This is a genomic window from Streptomyces sp. NBC_00019 (assembly GCF_045041015.1).
Classification (GTDB): domain Bacteria; phylum Actinomycetota; class Actinomycetes; order Streptomycetales; family Streptomycetaceae; genus Streptomyces.
Map to the genome: position 1 here is coordinate 1 of NZ_CP108303.1, position 18119 is coordinate 18119.

At 68.0% G+C, this 18119-nt stretch carries 13 protein-coding genes and 1 pseudogene; 8 read left to right on the plus strand and 6 right to left on the minus strand.

Going from position 1 to position 18119, the window contains the following annotated elements; genetic code table 11:
• Window positions 1-518: 518 nt before the first annotated feature.
• Both OHU89_RS52705 and OHU89_RS52710 read left to right on the plus strand, forming a co-directional pair.
• Window positions 519-3083 carry a Helicase associated domain protein gene (locus tag OHU89_RS52705; protein ID WP_331737248.1) on the plus strand — a complete coding sequence of 855 codons (2565 nt, stop codon included), beginning with the start codon at window positions 519-521 and terminating at the stop codon, window positions 3081-3083.
• 483 nt (window positions 3084-3566) lie between these two features.
• The gene (locus tag OHU89_RS52710) at window positions 3567-4517 is read left to right on the plus strand and encodes a DNA-binding protein (RefSeq protein ID WP_331737250.1); all 951 of its coding nucleotides are present in this window, start codon (window positions 3567-3569) and stop codon (window positions 4515-4517) included.
• Here OHU89_RS52710 and OHU89_RS52715 read toward each other — a convergent pair.
• The 3 genes from OHU89_RS52715 to OHU89_RS52725 all read right to left on the minus strand — a co-directional run bounded on the left by OHU89_RS52715 (window position 4460) and on the right by OHU89_RS52725 (window position 8210).
• Window positions 4460-5639 (minus strand): IS3 family transposase gene (locus tag OHU89_RS52715; RefSeq protein ID WP_331737253.1). Its coding sequence is split into 2 segments (ribosomal slippage): window positions 4460-5372 and window positions 5371-5639, totalling 1182 coding nucleotides; the frame shifts between segments, so codons are not numbered across the junction. The genes OHU89_RS52710 and OHU89_RS52715 overlap by 58 nt on opposite strands.
• 606 nt (window positions 5640-6245) lie before the next feature.
• Window positions 6246-7328, minus strand: a complete 1083-nt coding sequence (locus OHU89_RS52720; RefSeq protein ID WP_331737255.1) for a tetratricopeptide repeat protein — start codon at window positions 7326-7328, stop codon at window positions 6246-6248.
• Between the two features lie 207 nt (window positions 7329-7535).
• Window positions 7536-8210: a toll/interleukin-1 receptor domain-containing protein gene (locus OHU89_RS52725; protein ID WP_331737257.1), complete on the minus strand. Its 675-nt coding sequence runs from the start codon at window positions 8208-8210 to the stop codon at window positions 7536-7538.
• 399 nt (window positions 8211-8609) lie between these two features.
• On the opposite strand from OHU89_RS52725, the gene OHU89_RS52730 reads away from it, so the two are divergent.
• Window positions 8610-9443 (plus strand): methyltransferase domain-containing protein, encoded by an 834-nt coding sequence (locus OHU89_RS52730; protein WP_331737259.1) that lies wholly within the window; start codon window positions 8610-8612, stop codon window positions 9441-9443.
• A gap of 95 nt (window positions 9444-9538) precedes the next feature.
• On the opposite strand, the gene OHU89_RS52735 is transcribed toward OHU89_RS52730, so the two are convergent.
• Window positions 9539-9964 (minus strand): SRPBCC family protein, encoded by a 426-nt coding sequence (locus OHU89_RS52735; protein WP_405655179.1) that lies wholly within the window; start codon window positions 9962-9964, stop codon window positions 9539-9541.
• A gap of 159 nt (window positions 9965-10123) precedes the next feature.
• Here OHU89_RS52735 and OHU89_RS52740 point away from each other — a divergent pair, with 159 nt between their 5' ends.
• From OHU89_RS52740 to OHU89_RS52760, 5 genes are all read left to right on the plus strand, one after another.
• Window positions 10124-11245, plus strand: a complete 1122-nt coding sequence (locus OHU89_RS52740) for a polyprenyl synthetase family protein (protein WP_405655182.1) — start codon at window positions 10124-10126, stop codon at window positions 11243-11245.
• Window positions 11246-11302: 57 nt separating this feature from the next.
• Complete coding sequence (locus OHU89_RS52745; RefSeq protein WP_331737264.1) at window positions 11303-12400, plus strand: hypothetical protein; 1098 nt, start codon at window positions 11303-11305, stop codon at window positions 12398-12400.
• A 75-nt stretch (window positions 12401-12475) separates the two neighbouring features.
• Window positions 12476-13825: a cytochrome P450 gene (locus OHU89_RS52750; RefSeq protein WP_331737267.1), complete on the plus strand. Its 1350-nt coding sequence runs from the start codon at window positions 12476-12478 to the stop codon at window positions 13823-13825.
• An 87-nt stretch (window positions 13826-13912) separates the two neighbouring features.
• A complete protein-coding gene (locus OHU89_RS52755; protein WP_331737270.1) occupies window positions 13913-15334 on the plus strand; it encodes a cytochrome P450 in 1422 nt (473 codons plus the stop codon).
• Complete coding sequence (locus OHU89_RS52760) at window positions 15327-15635, plus strand: Rieske 2Fe-2S domain-containing protein (RefSeq protein ID WP_331737272.1); 309 nt, start codon at window positions 15327-15329, stop codon at window positions 15633-15635. Before OHU89_RS52755 ends, OHU89_RS52760 begins: the two co-directional genes overlap by 8 nt.
• A 1-nt stretch (window position 15636) precedes the next feature.
• On the opposite strand, the pseudogene OHU89_RS52765 reads toward OHU89_RS52760, so the two are convergent.
• Window positions 15637-16484, minus strand: a pseudogene (locus OHU89_RS52765) (IS5 family transposase).
• A gap of 616 nt (window positions 16485-17100) precedes the next feature.
• Window positions 17101-18057 (minus strand): hypothetical protein, encoded by a 957-nt coding sequence (locus tag OHU89_RS52770; protein WP_331737275.1) that lies wholly within the window; start codon window positions 18055-18057, stop codon window positions 17101-17103.
• Between the last annotated feature and the right edge of the window lie 62 nt (window positions 18058-18119).

An 18119-nucleotide genomic window follows, 5' to 3' on the forward strand; every position in this document is an offset into this window, starting at 1 on the left:
ACGCGCCGCCGCTACGCGGCGGCCCTCTGCGAGCGCTCCGCGCTCGCCTTCCGGCGGCTCCGCCGCCGGCGCGGGCCACCCGTGGCCTGGAGACCGGATCGCTCCGCGATCCGGGTGACGGAGTCCGCTCCGCGGCCTCCTTGAAGGCGCCAGCAACAAGGAGGGTTACTCATGGGCTGCTTGACGGGCTGTCAGGAGTTGCTGGCGATCCGTCACCTGAAACAGGCTGACGGTTGACGGTGCGGAACACCGTACCGCTCGGAGAAAAGAGAACCGGGTCCGATCGGGTTGAGACTCCGACCATGCCAGTCCGACCACTTCGAACCAACCCCAGCCAAGCTGGTGTGTCAAAAGGTGAGTCGAGGTAGCTTGGAACCTCAGAGCGCATACCCTTTTGTTCGGGAGGAGCAAGAGAAAGAGTCAGGGATTCAGCGGACAATTATTTCCATCATTTCCCGATTATTCGGCTGACCAACGCCAAAGAATTTAGCAGAGAAACCCCGTAGCGGGAGAGAAGAATGTCGACAGGACAGGTACTGAGGCCGCATCAGGTCGAGGCGGTCGACGGGATCCTGAGGGTCCTTCAGACGCCTGCAGACGGGCACCTGCCGGACAAGGGGCTGCGGTGCCAGTGCATCGCAGCCACCGGCTCCGGCAAGACCCTCATCGCCGCCGCCACGGCCCAGAAGCTGGGCGCGCGGCGGGTGTTGGTGCTGATGCCGACGTTGAACCTGCTCGTGCAGACCGCGGCCGCCTGGCGGCAGGGGGGTGGCCGGTCCGGGGCGATGATCGGGGCGTGCTCGCTGCCCGCCTCGGACTCTCAGGGGGTCCCTTGCACCACGGATGTGGATGAACTCCTCGCGTGGACACGGGACTTGGACACGGTGACGGTGTTCGGCACGTACGCGTCCGTCGGTGTTCTCCAGCGGGCGCACGCGGCCGGTCTTGCGGCGTGGGACCTGGTGGTGGTCGACGAGGCGCACCGCACCAGCGGGGACGGGCTGAAACCGTGGGCTGCGGTGCACGACCAGCAGAAGATCCCCGCCGCGCGACGGCTGTACATGACGGCAACGCCGCGGGTGTGGGAGGCCGGCGAGGCGCGGTTGGTGCCGCGGCTGGTGGCGAGCATGAGTGAGAACTCCCCCGTCTTCGGGCCCGTCGCCTACAAGCTCACCCTGTCCGAGGCCATCGGACGCGGCCTGATCGCGCCCTACCAGGTCGTGTGCGTCGACATCCGTGACCCGGAGTACGGGCGCCGGGAGCAGCTCGGTTCGGGCACGGAGCGGGTGCGGGGGGCGCGGCTGGCCGCGCTGCAGGCCGGCGTGCTCACCGCGGCCGCCGGGGAGAACCTGCGCAAGCTCCTCACGTTCCACTCCCGCGTCGCCGAGGCCGAGGCCATGGCCGAAGGCATCGTGGACGTCGCGACCAGGTTGTGGGAGGACGATCCGCGCACGTATCCGGACCCGAAGCGGGTGTGGGCGAACTGGCTGCACGGCGAGCATGCGCCGGCGCATCGGCGTGCGGTGTTGGAGGAGTTCGACTCCGATGTCATCGAGCACCCGGCACACGAAGACGCCGGGCCCGAGCTACTGCCCGCCGCGCTGCGCGTCCTGGCTTCGGTCAAGGTGCTGGGCGAAGGCGTCGATACGGTCGCAGACTCGATTGCATTCGGCGATGTGCGCGGCTCGATGGTCGATATCGTGCAAATGGTCGGCCGCGCACTTCGAATGCGGCCAGGGCAGGGGAAAATCGCTTCCCTGATCGTTCCGGTATTCCTCGCCGAGGACGAGAACCCCGACGACATGCTCACTTCTCCGGCGTACGGGGCCTTGGCGAAGGTCTTGGAAGCGTTGCGTGCTCACGACGCGGACACCATCGAGGCACTCGCCGACTCCCGTCCCCGCAGCGGTAGTTGGGCACAAGAGGACGCTGATGCGGACGAGGCTGGTGATGGCGAGCGCGAATTCCTGGGTGCCGTCGAGGACCTGAACGGCGGTGAGCCGGCGAATCCGGTGAGCGCGGGGGCGCGGGAGCTGCTGAAGTTCTCCAGCCCGCGCGATCCGGCGCAGCTGGCCCGGTTCGTGAGGCTGCGGGTGCTGGAACCCGAGGGCGAGTACTGGCGGCGCGGGATCGAGGCCGCGGCCCGGTACGTGAAGGAGACCAGCGCGAGGCATCTGCGCGTGCCGTACGACTTCGTCACGCCCGAGGACTGGTCCCCGGCCGGCTTCCCGCTCGGGGTGTGGCTGAAGACGCAGCGCCAGGCCAACAAGGCGGGGCGTCTGGACGGCGAGCGGGTCGCCGAGCTCGATGCGCTGGGGATGGTGTGGTCCCACCAGGACCTCGCCTTCGAAGAAGGCCTCGCCGCGGCGCGGGAATGGGCTGGTGAGCACGGGCACTTCCTGCCCCCGGTGGGTGCGGTGTGGAACGGCTACCCGGTCGGGAACTGGGCCAAGGCGCAGCGCGCCGCAGCGATGCTGGCCGACGAGATCGAGGCGCGGGGCGCGGTTGGCGAGCCGGTCGGCTCTCAGGCCGGTGCCTTGCCCGCCTCGCGACGCGAGGCGTTGGAGGAGATCGATCCCGAGTGGTGCCCGGCCTGGGACATCGGCTGGCAGCGCGCCTTCCGCCTCGTACGCATCCATGTCACGGCGGGCGGCTCGGTGCCGGGCGAGCCGGGTGACGTCGTCGTCCAGGGCGAGGATCTGGGGCGCTGGGTTAAGACACAGCGGCTTGCCTGGGATCGGCTGCCGATTGCGCAGGTGTGGCTGCTCGAGAACGTCCTCGGCCTCGAACCTGCGGGTGAGGATGAGCGCCCCGTGCGCCGGACGCAGGACGACAAGTGGATGCTCAACCTCGCCGCGGCACGCCAGTTCCACGCCCGCGAAGGACACCTGAACGTGCCGAGGAAGCACGTCGAGGAGCTGCCGGTCGCCCTCGCCGGACCCGCCGCCACCGGGCGCGAGATCACCCCCGAGGACACCGTCCTGGTCGACCTGGGCATGTGGCTCGCCAACGTACGCCGCCGCGCCGACAAACTCACCGACCAACGACGAGGCGACCTCGACGTACTCGGCATGCGCTGGTGAAGGGCCAGAAGGTGGCGAGCGCGGTGAATGGGTCTTGCAAGCGTGGCGGTGCTCGGGGTCGCGGGGTCTTCCGTGTGGTGCCGTTAGGTGGGGAGACGACATTCTCATTGATCTGTCGCCTCGCGGGCCGGTACGGGATGCCAGAGGCGGCGTTGCGCTCGGAATGGCGGTGGCACGGCTCGCGGCCCCGGCATCCGGGCGGGGGCGTGAGGGCGGATGCCGAGGTGGTACTGAATACGGCGGGGCGGCAGGTGCTGGCGGGCTTGTGCGGTGTCGACGGCGCGGTGATGACGCGAGCATTGCCCTCTTGGGCGCACGAGGATGCCGCGTTGGAGGACAAGGGCGCCGGGGAGCCGGCGGCTGTCTGGCGTGTGGGTGGTGCGGTGGCGGGGCCCGTGGCCTTCGGCTGCCGCTTGTGTGCTGCACGGCGGTCGGGTGCGCCTGTGGGGTGGGTGCGGTACGCGGCGCGGTGGGAGCGGGTGTGTGCGGCACGGGCGGTGGCAGCTGGATGCGGACGCCGACCAGGAGTTGGAGTATCTGGATCTGCGGAGCCTTCCGGAGGTGGTCGCGGCGCGGCGGCGGTGGGCGGGTGTGGCGCGGCGGGCGGTGCGCAGCGGGGTGGAGCCTGAGCGGGTGTTCGCGCTGGCGTATGCGGTGGTGGCCCGGTGGTGGGAGCAGGCGCTGCACTGGGAGGAGGAGAAGGTGTGGCCGCGGCGGCTGCACCAGGTCGCCGGCGGTAATGCGGGCGGGGAGCTGGAGCGGTGGCGGATCGTGGGACGCGATGCGGTCATCTTCCCCGAAGTGGTCGCTGTCGCGGACGCGTTGCTGGATCCGGTCATGGAGCAGCTGGTGTGGGTGGACAGTGGGGCGGAGCGGCCGCGGCCGCTGCCCGTCGACGGGGCGTTCTGCCGGGCTCTGGGCGAGCGTGTGGGCCGGCCGTGGCTGGGCCCGCTGGCGGCGACCGACTATGGCGGACCTTTGATCGCTTGGATGGGAGCCGTTGTACGGGCGCGCCGCGGCCATAACAGGCCTGATCCGTATGCGAAGGATCGGTGGTGGGTGCGCCAGGAGCTTCAACCCGCCACTATGGCTGGGCAGTTGCGGGTGCGGGCCAAGGAGAAGAGGGCGCCCGGTTCGGGCACGAACTGGCGTGCTGTGGTGCCTGCCGAACAGCGTTTCCTGATCACCAACCTCCTCGGTGAAGCCGAGGAGCAGGTGTTGCTCCTGCGCGGCGCGCAGGTCGGGCCGACCGCTGATGCGGCCCGGTATCTGCTGGAGACGCTGAGCCGTGGCACCGAGCTCCTCGACCGGGCGCTGATGCAGATCATGGCCGTGAGGGGCCTCGCGTTTTCCGGACAGGCTTCTGACCGTTTGTTTCACGCGGCGATTCGCAACGTCTCGTACTCGGCGTGGACTTCGCGCGGAGGGCGGTAACCCACCGCCGAATGGAGGCGTTTGCGATTGTACCAGAATTCGATGTAGCGAGTGATGTCCTGCCGGGCGTCCTCGCGGGTCAGGTAAGTCACCCTTGATACGCGCTCGTTCTTCAGGGCGCCGAAGAATGATTCGGCCATGGCGTTGTCGAAACAGATCCCGGTGCGGCCGGCAGATCTGCGGAGCCCGAAGTGGTCCAGCATCCTCCCGAACTCGGCTGACATGTAGTTACTTCCGCGATCCGAGTGAAATATCGCGTCGGCCGCGAGGTTCCTGTTCCGTGCCGCGTTACGGATCGCCCTGGATATCAGGGGGGTTTGGTAGTGGTCGTCCATCGCGTAACCGATGACTTCCTTCGTGCAGCAGTCGATGACCGTTGCGAGGTACAGCCAGCCTTCCCCGGTCGCGATATAGGTAATGTCACCGACGAGCTTCTCGCCGGGCGCATCCGCGGTGAAGTCGCGGCCGACGAGGTCCGGCACCTGGCCGGCCGCAGCCTGAGTGAGGTTGAACCTCTTCGGCTGTGGCAGGCAGGGCACCAGGCCCAGTTCGCGCATGAGGCGGCGGACCAACTCCACGCCCGCGGCGACGCCCCAGCGGTGCAGCTGGGCCTGGATGCGCCGGTGCCCATAGGTGCTGTCGGACATGTCGAAGGCTTCCTCGATGAGCAATTTCAGTTCTTCGCGCCGCTGAGCTGTCGCGGATTCCGGGCGGGATCGCCAGTCGTAGTAGCCGGATCTGGAGACGCCAAGTCGGCCGCACATGAACTCGACGCTGTATGCGCACTTCTCGGTGTCGAGCCGCATCTCGTCGATGAACTCGTACTTGCTTGCTACCGGGGATCCTTCGCGAAGTACGCTGCGGCTTTTTCAGGAAGGTAACTTCCATCTCCAGCTCGCGGTTGCGTCGTTCGAGTTCCTTCAGGCGCGCCCGCTCGTTCACCGTCAGTTCCGCATCGGGGGCCGGTTCCTGCTGCTTCTGGTACTTCTTCACCCAGCCGCGTAGCGTCTCCGAGTTCAGCTCAAGCTCCCGGGCGACTTCGGAGATCGTCTTGCTTGACCTCAACGCGATCTGGACGGCTTCCTCGCGGAACTCCGGCGAGTACTTACTGGGTGGCGCCACTTCTTCCTCGTTTCCTTGTTCAGGACAACCCTATTGGGTGCCTGTCCGGAAACTTCGTGGCCCCTCAGTCCGAGTCAGCTCGTACCGTGGTGGCATGGGCAGGCGCGGGGCACCCCGGCTGCGACTGGTTGTGGTCGCGGACGATGATGCGGGGCCGCGGTTGTGCCGTGGGTGCGGTGGTCCGCTGATGCCGTCGGCGAAGGCGACAGCGGTGTTCTGTTCGACCGCGTGCCGCTCGCGGCATTGGCGTCGGCTGCGGCGCACGAGGGCGAGGACTGAGGTGGTCCAGGCCGCCCGGATGACGAACTGCCCGGAGTACAGCGCGAGTTGGACGGTCGAGATGGAACATTCCGCCTCGGCACGGTACTGCTCTCCCCGCTGCCGCAAACGGGCCTGGCACAGGCGACGCAAGGAAGAGGGTGGCGTGTGAGCCCGCACGCACCGCCGAGGCAGGGCTACTCCACGTGTCGGGCCCGTGCGCCCTGGCAACCGCTTCCGGATCGCCGGATGGTGCCAAGTGACGGCTATTCGTTGCGAGTTGACAGCTCCTCAGCGCCTTGGGGATGCGCTGGTAGAGACCGGGGTGTGAGGAACGCGGCACCGGGTTCATTCCCCCGACCCGGGCTCTTCTTGCTCCTTGCCCAACTTCCCCAGCCACTCGGCAGTACGGCGGGTCTCAAGGTGATCCTCACCCAGCACCCGCCGCCGACGCTCAAGCGTCTCCTCACCCAGAGCACGCGCCTCTTCCACGCGACCCACATCCCGTAGACAGACGGCCAGGTTGTTCGCGGTGTTCAGCGTGTGCGGATGATCCGATCCCAACACCCGGCGCCGAGTTTGCAGCGTGTCCTGCCCCAGCACCACCGCCTCTTCCACCCGACCCACACCCTCCAACCGGATCGCCTGGTTGTACGCCGTACTGAGCGTGTTCGGATGATCCGACCCCAACACCCGGCGCCGATACTCCAGCGTCTCCTCCCCCAACACCACCGCGTCCTCCACCCGACCCACTTCCGCCAGATGGTTGGCGAGGTTGGACGCCGTGCTCAGCGTGTCGGGATGGTCCTCGCCCAACACCCGACGCTGCACCTCCAGCGTCTTCTCATCCAGGGCAAGGGCTTCCTCGTGCCGTCCCAGCGACCACAGCCCGACGGCCAGGCTGCGGGCGCTGGACAGGGTGTCGGAGTGGTCGTTGCCGCGGAGACGTCGGCGGCGGGCGAGGGTGTCTTCGTCGAGGGCGTGAGCGCGTTCGTGGTCCTGGGTGTCGTTGTAGGCGCGGGCCAGGTTGTGGGCGGCCCCCAGGGTGTCGTCGTGGTCAGGGCCCAGCTGCTGCAGGCAGGCGTCATACAGCCGTTGCAGCCGATTCCGGGCCGGGCGGGCTTGCCCGCGGTCCATCAGATACCAGCACGCATCCCCCAGCACGAACCGCCCCCAGCTGGTGGTGAGCCAGGCGGGGTCGATGGCCAGGGCGTGCGGGAGCAGTACCTGCCAGGCCGGCCAGAACCGCGGCTCACGGGAGTCGCCGGGATGGGCCGCGGTCAGGAGTGCTTCGGCGTCGGCCATCGCCTGGTCGTTCTCCTGGCGGGTCATCTGCCCCTTGAGCATCTCCTGGGTGAGGCGGTGCAGTTGCAGGGTGCCGCCCTGGACACGGGCCAGACCGTGCCGGGCGACCGCCTCCACCGCACCCACCGCACCCAACCGCTTCTTTCAGGAGCCTGGAAACCTGGTTGGAGAGGTGGCCGGCGCAGGTGGTGAGGGGGAAGGGTTCGGGTGCCAGCAGGGCCAGCGCATCCACCACCGCTACCGCCCCGGGATGGTCGGTCTCCAGGCGGGTGCGGGTGAGACGGACCTGCGCGGCCAGCGCGGCCGGGTAGCCGGGCGGATGGCCCTGAGCCATCACCGCCACCAGGTTCGCCCAAGCTGCGTCTTCCCCACCCCGCCCCGGCCGTGCAGGGCCTGCACCGCCACATGCTGCCCGGACGCCAGCGCCTCACGCAGGTGGACAAGGAGACTGTCGCGGCCGGTGAAAGCCGCGTTACGGGCGGGCAGATTCCGCACCCGCGGCAGACTCCCCGGCAGACGGGGCCCCGTGCCGCCCATCCGGGCCAGCATCCCCGGCGGCCGTGACGGCGCCCGGTCCGGCCGGGAGAGGCCGTTCACCGCACGCAGCAGCGCCTCACGCGCAGCGTGGTCGTCCAGACCAAACAGATCGGTGACGATCAAGGGGCTCAGGATCGCTGGTGTGAGGGTCTGCGCGATCCGGACCGGGATGATCTTCTCCTGCCGGGCGACCTTCGCAGTCCACTCCGGCGTGGTGAACCGGCCGGGCTCCAAATACGCCGGGGACAACAGAGCCAGCATCCGGCCCCGTTCCAAAGCGGCGTTCATCTTCAGCACGAAGTTGTCGCCCGCACCCCAGTCCCAGCAGTCCAACTCCACCTGGAACCCGGAATCGATCAACTGCCAGCCGATCCACTCCGCCCACGCCCGATCCGCACCCGCATAACTGATGAACCAGACTTCAGTCGACGCAGCGTCAGATGCGGTGCCGGACGCCTCAATCGCGCTCATCGTGTCCCCCCGAAACCACGCTCCCGTACAGCGTTCCAGCCTAGCTAAGCCCGATCACCGCGATGCAGTACCTGCGCGCCGCACACCCCGCCGGTCACCGCCCCGACCCCGCCCAGGCCTGAGCGCATACGCCGGCGCGCGTGCCGGAGGCGCCCGCCGGCCGGCCCGCGGACGGCGCTCGTGACCGGCGTATGCCCTCCGGCTCGGAGTGCGCAGCACCTCCTGGCAGTTCATAGACCATCTGGTTAACCGACTGCCGCAGCGGCTCGGGCATCTGGGTGCCTTCTATGTTCCCCGGCGTGTTCCTCCCCGTCATCCAGTTGATCGTTAGTAGAAGATGTGTTCGGCATGGAAATGTGAGTACGTGACGCTGTCTTGTGTGGATGAGAGGCGTAGGCCGTGGAGAGCTCGACTTTCTCATCGTCCGCCCTGGGTGCTGGCGAGTTGTACGACCGCTTCACAGAGGCTATGGCCATGGTTTACGACGAGAACCTGCACTACGGCTACTGGCCGGACCCCGACAGCGGGGAGCCGTTGGCGGCGGCCACCGTCAGGATGACGGACGAACTGATCGAGCGATTGGGTGCCCGCAGGGGCGACCACGTCCTGGACCTCGGCTGCGGGACTGGGGCGCCGGCCCTGCGGCTTGCCCACGTGGCCGGTGTTCAGGTCACTGGGGTGACCGTCAGTCGGCGGCAGGCCGCTGTAGCGGAGGCTGCCGCCTCCGCAGCGGGTCTGGCTGATGCTGTCCGGTTCGTCTTCGCCGATGCCATGCAACTTCCCTTCGAGGACCAGGCGCTCGATCGTGTCTGGGCGTTGGAGTCGCTGCACCACATGCCTGATCGAGCACATGTGCTGCGCGAGATTGCGCGTGTCCTGCGCCCTGGCGGCCGTCTCGCTGCCGCGGACATTGTGTTTCGGGGGCCGGTGGAGGATGCTGCGGCGCGGGAGGTTGTGGCCCGGTTCTGCACCGCGGCGCAGGTGCCGGCCCTGGAGCGCCTCGACACGTATCCAGCCCTGGTGGAGCGGGCCGGCTTGGTACTGACGGAGGTAGAGGACGTCACCGAGCACACCCGGCGTACGTTCGGCGAAATACTGAGGGCGTTTCGGTCTTTCGACGTGACCTCCATCGGGATGAGCGCGGCGGAACTATCTGAGAAGGTGCGGATTTTTGAGGCTGTGACCGCGCTTCCGCAGTTCGGCTTCGCCTTTCTGGTGGCCCACAAGGAATAACTCCAGGCGATGGCGCCCCGGAATAATCAATAATTGCGAGTTGAACATGGGTGGCCCCGGCGGAGAATCCGCCGGGGCCACCCGTTATGTGCGAGTTATTTCGGCTGTACGGCGCGGGTTTCGAGATGCTTTTTGAATTGCGGGAGGAACGACGCCGACATGTGCGCCAGCAGTTGCGCGGCGAACGCCGCGCCGTCCGCCGGGCCGGCGCCGTCGCTGCGCTGGCTCACGCGGCACCGGTCGCTGCCGAGCGGCTCGAAGTCGGTGGTCCAGGCGTGGTCGCCGTCCTCCACCAGGCGCAGTGAGACGCTGCGCTGCGGCTGGTCGTCGAAGATCTCCGTCTCCAGGCTGGCCTGCTGACCGGCCGCCTCGTACGTCCAACGCACGCGGGTATCGCCGTCGACCTCAACCTTGGCGAGCCCGGGCAGGAACACGGGATACTCCTCGAACCGCTTATATTGCTCGTACGCGGTGTCGGCGGGGACGGAAATCTCGATGGACCGGGGCGTCTTACCTGTCACCTTGTTTCCTCCTTTATGGGTAGGCGTCATCTTCGCCTACTGAGAGGCTTGCACCGCGAGCTTGCTTGTTCTCGCGTCATCGCAGAAAGCAAGCCGAATGGCGGGCGTGAGGGTGTGTTGCTTTCCCTGGCCGCCGGAACTGTGCTTACTGTCCATTCCATGTTGGAGAGCCAAGCTGTTGAGTCGACCCCTTTGCCCGCTCCCGAAGGTGTACGGGACGGCTTCCTGCTGCCTCGCGGTGACTTCGAGGCCGTAGAACAGGTGCTGCGCGCCTTCCTCTTAGAGCAGGAAGCGTCGTCGGACGCGCCTGAGGTTGCCGAGTTGGTGGGATGGGTCGGCCGTGCCCTCAGCGGCGGGAAACGGCTGCGCCCGCTGCTGTGTTGCCTCGGCTGGCGGGCGGGTGGTGGGACGGGGAGGCTGCCGGAGGCGGTCGCCAGGGTTGCTGCCTCGCTGGAGATGTTCCACACCTTCGCTGTCTTGCACGACGACGTGATGGACGCCGCGCCCGAGCGGCGGGGGCAGCCCACCGCGCAGCGCGTGGTGGCCGCCCGTCATGCCGACCACCCCCAAGCTGACCTTCTGGGGATGCACACCGCCATCCTGCTTGGCGACATCGCGTTGGGCTGGTCGTACGAACTCGTGTGCGGAGCCGACATCGGCGCACTGAGGAAGGCACGGATCGAGCAGGCACTGGCGACGATGCGGACCGAGACGGTTGTGGGCCAGTATCTCGACCTGACGGACTCCGGCTATGACCGTCTTGACGTGGCTGCTGACGTCGACCGGGCGTTGCGAATCGCGCGCGGGAAGACCGCCGGGTACTCCGTGGCCTGGCCCCTCCACGTCGGCGCCGTGCTCGCCGGTGCCGACGAGACGGTGGTCGCGACACTCGACAAATTCGGGGTCGCCATCGGCGAAGCCTTCCAGTTGCGCGACGACCTGCTCAACGTCTTCGGACACACCGCCACAACAGGCAAGCCCACTGGCGACGACCTCTGCCACGGCAAGCACACAGTGCTGCTGGCCGTGGCATGGCGCCGCGCCGACTCGCACCAGCGCGCCGCCTTGAGCCGCTTGATGACACGGACCTGTCTGGATGCCGCCGGCCTCGAGGAAGCGCGGACGATCCTGACCGCTACCGGAGCCCGATTTGCCGTCGAGGAACTCATCGCCGCCCGCTTCGCCCAGGCGCAGCAAGCCCTGGCCGAAACTCTGCTGCCTGCCGACGCCGCCGCCACGCTCACCGATCTCGCTCGCATGGCCGTCGACCGAGACCGGTGAGTCGTTGACGACGTGTTCGCTCCACCCTGTTCACAGCCCGTCAATTCTGGAGGAATGATGCGTACTGCATCGCCCGATGCCTCCGCGATGCCGGTCATCGCGAGCCTTTTCGACAACGTCTCGCTGTGGTGCCCGGTGCCGCTGCGGCTGCACCCGTTGGGGGCCGAGGAACTCGACCGCCACATCCTGACCTGGGCACACGAACACGGCGTGCTCGACGGGCCCAGGCCGCCGCGGTGGAACTTCGGGTTCGCGCAGGCTGCTGCCGGCCCCTTCTTCCAGGACGAAGCCGCGATCGCCACCGGCATCCTCACGCTGTGGGCCTGCCTGTTCGACGACCACCTCGACGAACTCGGCGCATGCCCGGAGGAAGTCGCGGTCCTCAGCAGTGAAGTCCTCCGGGCATTCGTCGAGCCTGACCCCGCACCAGTGCCCGAGGACCGGTGGGTGTCCGCCGCGCGGGATGTGCGTCGCCGGATCGACCGCGCGGTCGCGCCGTTGGACACGCTCGAGCTGGGCCACGCCATGGGGCTGAGCCACGCGGGATGGCTGTGGAAATACGCCATGTCCCGGCCTGGCCGCAAGGTCGGTGTCGGAGAGTACCTGCGCATGCGCTACCTCAAGGGCGGCCTTGACGTCCTGGCCTCGCTCATCGGCCCCGGCGCCGGATACCGCGTCGACCCCGGGGCGTTCCACTCGCCGCTGGTGCGCGCGTTCACCCAGGCCGCGCTGTGGCCGGCCGTGCTGGTCAACGATGTCGGCAGCCTGGCGAAGGAGGCCTCCTTCGACCAGCCGAATATCGTCACCGTTCTCGCCGCGGAACACGGCATCGGCATCCCCGAAGCGCTGCTGAAGACCATGGAGCTGTACGAGCGGCTGCTGGGGGTGATGCTCGCGCTGCAAAAGGTCCTCCAGGCGCACGAGGACCCGGCCGTGGTCCGCTACGCGACCGAACTGCCCCAGTGCGTACCAGCGACGGTTCACTTCACCATCACCAGCGCCCGCTACCTGCCCACCGGCGACGCCGACGCCGACACGCCGCTCACCGCGCCGTCAGTGACGATCACGGAAACGCCGCTGCTGTGGGATGTGGAAAACCTGACACCGCCGCCGTACCGGGAACTGGCCTGGATCTGGGACCTGGCCCGGCGCTGACCTGCCGACCACGTAATCCCCCGGGAGAGCCCCCTACGCCTCGTCCCGCTCGCCGCCAATGAAAGGCTCTTTGCGATGGACAGCCCTGTCCGCTACGGGCACGCCCCCGGTGCGCTGCCACTCGTCGGCCACGCACACCGATTCCTGGGCGACCCGCTGCCGTTCATGATGTCGCTGCCGCAGCACGGTGACCTCGTGCGCATCAAACTTGGCACTAGCTCGGCTCTGGTGATCTGCGACCCGGTGCTGGCCCGCAGGGCGCTGCGCGAGGACCGCGTGTTCGACAAGGGCGGCCCGGTCATCTCCCGCATGCGGGAGATCCTGGGCAACGGTCTGGTGGCCTGCCCCCACAGCGACCACCGGCGGCAGCGGCGGCTGATCCAGACGGCGTTCCGCCGCGACCGGCTGGCCGGCTACGCCCGCACTATGCTCGAGCAGATCGAAGGCGTCGTCGGCTCTTGGCGGCACGGCGAAGTGCTCGACGTCCCCGTCGAGACCAAGCGGCTGACCACGAATGTGACGGTGGCGAGCATGTTCGCCAACCGGATCGCGCCCGACCAGGCACAACAGGTCGTCGACGACTTCGCCACGGTGTCGGCCGTCGGCCTGGCCCGCACGATGGTGCCCACCGCGCTGCTGCGCCTGCCCTTGCCCGCCAACCGCCGCCACGACCAGGCCCGGGACCGCCTGCGCACCGCGGTCAAGGACATGATCGCGCGCGCCCGTACCGAAGACAGCGACCGCGACGACCTGCTGTCCATGCTGATCCGTACCGACGAGGAGTCCGGTGACGCACTGACCGACGAGGAGGTCGTCGACCAGATCTGCACCTTCTTTGTCGCCGGCGTCGACACGACCGCGAACCTTCTCGCCTCGGCCCTGCACCTGATCGTCCACCACCCCGCGCTGCACGACGCGCTCACCGACGAAGCCGCACGCGTCGTCGCGCACGGCCCGCTCGCGTACGAGCGGCTGCCCGAACTGCCCCTGACCGAACGGGTCGTCACGGAAGCGCTGCGCCTGTACCCGCCGGGCTGGATGATCGCCCGGTACACCGCCGCCGACACCGACCTCGGCGGCCACCGCATCCCCGCAGGCACCTTCGTCATCGTCAGTCCCTATCAGGTGCAGCGCAGCCCGGCAGTGTACGACCGCCCCGAGGACTTCGACCCCGAGCGCTGGCTGGCCGCGGACAAAACGGGACGCGACGCGTTCCTGCCCTTCGGCGCCGGCGCACGCAAATGCATCGGCGACGAGTTCGCCCACATCGAGGCGGTCCTGGCCATCGCCACCATCATGAGCCGCTGGCAGCTGAGCCCCGTCACCGGCCCGGACTACGTCCCCCGCTGCTACTTCAACCTCCGCCCGGTCAACCTGCGAATCACCGTCACCGAGCCGGCCCGCGCCACCCGCGCGCATCTGTAGCCCCGCCAGCAGGCCCGCACCCTCATCGCGGCCGGATCCGAGCGCCCCGGCCCCGTCTCAGTGAACATCCCGAGAAAGGCTCCCGCCATGGCCGGCCCCGTCCGCTACGGACACGCCCCAGGTTCCCTGCCGCTGATCGGCCACGTCCACCGCCTCCTGCTCGACCCTCTCACCTTCCTGTCCTCCCTGCCCGAGCACGGCGACCTGGTTCGCGTCCACGTCGGCGCCACGCCCACCGTGGTGGTCTGCGACCCGGCGCTGGCCCGCCAAGTCCTCCTGGAAGACCGCACCTTCGACAAGAATGACCCGTTGCTGATCAACCTCCGTGAGGTCCTCGGAAACGGGCTGGCCACCTGCCCTCACGCCGCGCACCGTCGACAGCGGCGGCTGATCCAGCCGGCCTTCCACCGTGACCGTCTCGCCCGCTACGCCGCCACCATGGCCCGGCACATCAGCGAGACCGTCGACTCCTGGCAGGAGGGCCAGGACATCGATGTAGCCGACACGATGACGCATCTCACCACCCGCGTGGCGATGGCCACCATGCTTACCGACCGGCTGCCGCCCGACCAGGCCGACCAACTGGCCGAGGACCTGTCGGCGACCATGACCGTCGGACTGATCCGCTCGGTGATCCCGCGCCCGCTGCTCCTGCTGCCGGTACCCGCCAACCGCCGATTCGCCCAAGCCCAGGCCCGTATCCGCCGCACCGTCGGCGCACTGATCACCGCCGCCCGCAAGGACAGCGTCGACCACGGCGACCTGCTGTCGATGCTGCTGCTGCCCGACGCCGAGCACCAGGACGCCTTCAACGACACTGAAATCGCCGATCAGATCAGTACGTTCTTCTTCGCCGGGATCGAGACCACAGCGAACCTGCTCTCCTCCACACTGCACCTCATCACCGGGTCGCCCACCTGGCAGCAACGCATGCGCGACGAGATCCAGCACACCGCCGACGGCGCAGACCTCGACCTCGCCCGGCTCGATGAACTGGCCACCACCCACCAAGTGCTGACAGAGACCCTGCGCCTGTTTCCCCCGGTGTGGATGACCCCCCGCATGACCGCCGTCGACACCGAACTGGGCGGCCATCGCATCGCGGCCGGCACCCGCGTCATCGTCAGCGCCCACCAGCTTCACCGCGTCGACCGGAACTACCCGGCCGCAGAAGACTTCGCCCCCGATCGGTGGGCCGCCCGCAAACCCCCGCGCGACGGCTACTTCCCCTACGGCGGCGGCGCACGCAAGTGCATCGGCGACGAGTTCGGACACACACAGGCGGTCATCACCCTGGCCACCATCCTGAACCGCTGGCACCTCGAACCGATCGAAGGACCCCGCATCGGACGGGACTGCCGCGACGCCGGCCGTCCCCTCGGACTACGCCTACGGGTGACCCCGGCCCGCGGCTCAGCGCCCGCACCCCCGCCCGCTACTACGACACAGCCCACTGCCACGAGCGGGGAAACCACCCACCCACGACGGAGCAACGCCCACCATGCATGACTCCACGACGGACAACCCAGCCTCGGACGGCACCACCGTACTGCCGTACCCCAACGGCTGGTTCGCTGTAGCGTTCAGCACCGAGGTCAGACCGGGGCAGGTCATCACCAGCCGCCTCATGGGAAAAGACGTCGTGATCTTCCGCACCCGCAGCGGCACACTCACTGTCGTCGACCCTCACTGCCCCCACCTGGGTGCGCACCTTGGCCGCGGCGGGCGTATGGACGGCGAAAACCTCGTCTGCCCCTTCCACGCCTTCGCCTTCAACTCTGAGAGGACGTTCCGGTTGAAGACGGGATAGTTCACGGGTTGTGCCAAGTTATGGGCGTTTCTCCGGTTGCTCGTTTCGCAAGGTTGGAGATCATCGCGAGGCGGATCATGCTCTCGGAGTGAGCGGGTTTGGTCTCGTAGTCCCGGGCGAGGCGACGGTGCATCATGATCCAACCGAAACTTCGCTCCACTACCCACCTTCGCGGAATCACGGAAAACCCTTTGACCTGGGCGTTCCTGGGGACGACGTCGACATCGATACCGAGGGCGGCGCCGTGCTCGATGGCCTGGGTCTTGTAGCCGGTGTCGACCCATGCCTTGGTGATCGTGGGGTGGTCGGCGGCGATCCGGGTGAGGAGCTGTTTGCCGGCCTCGTTGTCGGAGACGCTGGCTGCGGTCACGATGACCAGCAGTAACAGGCCGAGGGTGTCGACGACGATGCTGCGTTTGCGGCCCACGATGTCTTCTTGCCGGCGTCGGTGCCCTGGGTGTCGGTGGGGACGCTGGTGGCGGTCTTCACGCTCTGTGCGTCGAGAACGCAGGCGGTGGGCTCGGCGGTGCGTCCTGCCTGCTCACGGACCATTCGGTGCAGGCGGACGCCGAGTTTCTCGATGGTGCCGTCGGCGGTCCATGCGCTGAAGTAGCTGAACACGGTGGTGTGCGGCGGGAAGTCGTGCGGCAGGTAGCGCCAGGGGACGCCGGTCCGATTGAGGAAGAGGATCGCGTTCATCACTTCTCGCAGGTCAGTGACCTTGCCGCCGAGGTGGAGCGAGGTCTTCTGTCGCTCGGCCCGCCAGGCCGTCAAGGTCGGCTCGATCAACTCCCAGCGGGCGTCGGACAGATCACTCAGGTACGGCTTGCGCTGCTGCGAAGTGGCCATGGGGATACTCATGCACGGGGCTCCCGATCGGGCATATCGCTCGATCGGGCGAGGCAAAAGCCAAATTCAGGTGCTTATTCGAACCGGACAGGAGCTCTCGTTACCAACTAGGGTGAAACGCAAGATCAGGTGCGTCGCGACCGAAGAGACATACCTCCTGTTCAGCCTGTACACGCTGATTCCCGGCATGCGCCAACCGCCGTAAACCACCGCATAGATGACACGAACGTCCTCTCAGAACTGCCTCGCAGAACCCAACGGTTGTGAGAGGGGTTCTGCGAGAGCCGACCTGGGCGAACTGCTCGGGGGTTGACCTCCCTGTACGCCTCTCACATCTCCTCGTTTGTGAGACGTGCGAAGCCGAACCGCCGCTACCGCCAACCGCTGCGTGGTTGGTCCCCAACGCCGTATGCGGGTCGGCGGCCGCCGCGGCCGTGCACATCTGTCCTTCCCGGCCTGGGGCGTTGTGTTCAGGAAGGGTGTTCAGGACACCAGAGGGCCAGGCTGCACTCAGCCGGTATCACCTACGAGATGTTCCTAGCCGCGCCGTGGGCGATGTCGTCGTAGTTGGGCCCGGACAGGGGCCGCGCTCACCAAGTCGGCGCAGATCGGCCGTCTACCGAGCCGGGGTGCTCCTCGTCGTGGGGTCCTGCGGCGTCTCGGTGCTGCGCGCCTGCCAGCACTCTCGCGGGTGGGTATGACCGCCGCATCGGCAGATCGAGTCCAGCGTCGCAAGCAGCGCAGTTATGTACTCATCGCTCTGCAGTCGCGGAAGAGCGAAGCGTTCCTCCCGAGGGCGGGATACCTTACGTCGGCGCAGCGGCGGCCGGGGGCGGCCGTCTCGCAGGTCCACTTCGAGGGACAGACCCACGTGATACTGCAGGTACTGGCTTACCAGCCGACCGAATTCGACGTGCCAGGAGGCCGGTTCGCAGACCAGCCGTAGGGCCTCCCTGTCGGGTGCGGCCACGGCCACGCTCACCACGCCGGCGCGCATGGTGGTGGACAGCACAGAGCATCGTCCGACGGCCTGCGTCAGGAGTGTCTCCACCCCCCATAGCGGCCGTGCCATAACGGCCCAGGCGCGTTCCACGGCGGCACGGACGGTGAGGCCGGTGGGCGGTGCGCCCTCCTGAGAGGCCGCCCGCCACAGGTCGGTGATCTGCCGGTCGACGTCGTCGAGGTAGGTCTCGCGGTCAGTGTCGGACTCGGATTGCAGTACCTCGTCGGCCAGGGCAAGGCCGATGGCCACTGCCGCGTGGAGGCCGGGGAGATCGGGGTGGGTTAGGGCCTTGTGCACGGTGCTGTGCGGCAACCCGGTGCACTCGGCCAGGCGGCGCACGGACAGCCGTCCCCCGGCCTGCCGGTGCAGGTCGTAGAGCAGGTCGAGGAGCTCCTGGTGGGAGCCCGGCGCTAACTGCGGACGGCGGAACTGGCCGGGGCGACCCATCGGTATCTCCTGACGGTGGTCGGTTGGCGGGACGAGGCGGTGTCGACGGGCCAGCCCCCGCCGGGTAAGGCCCAGGACAAGCGCCACGAGCAGCCCCGAGGCGACGCTCTCGAAGAAGTCCATGCCGGGAGACTGCCACCTGGTGGGGCCCGGGCGGACAGCCGTGGACAGCAGCTCAGGCCCGT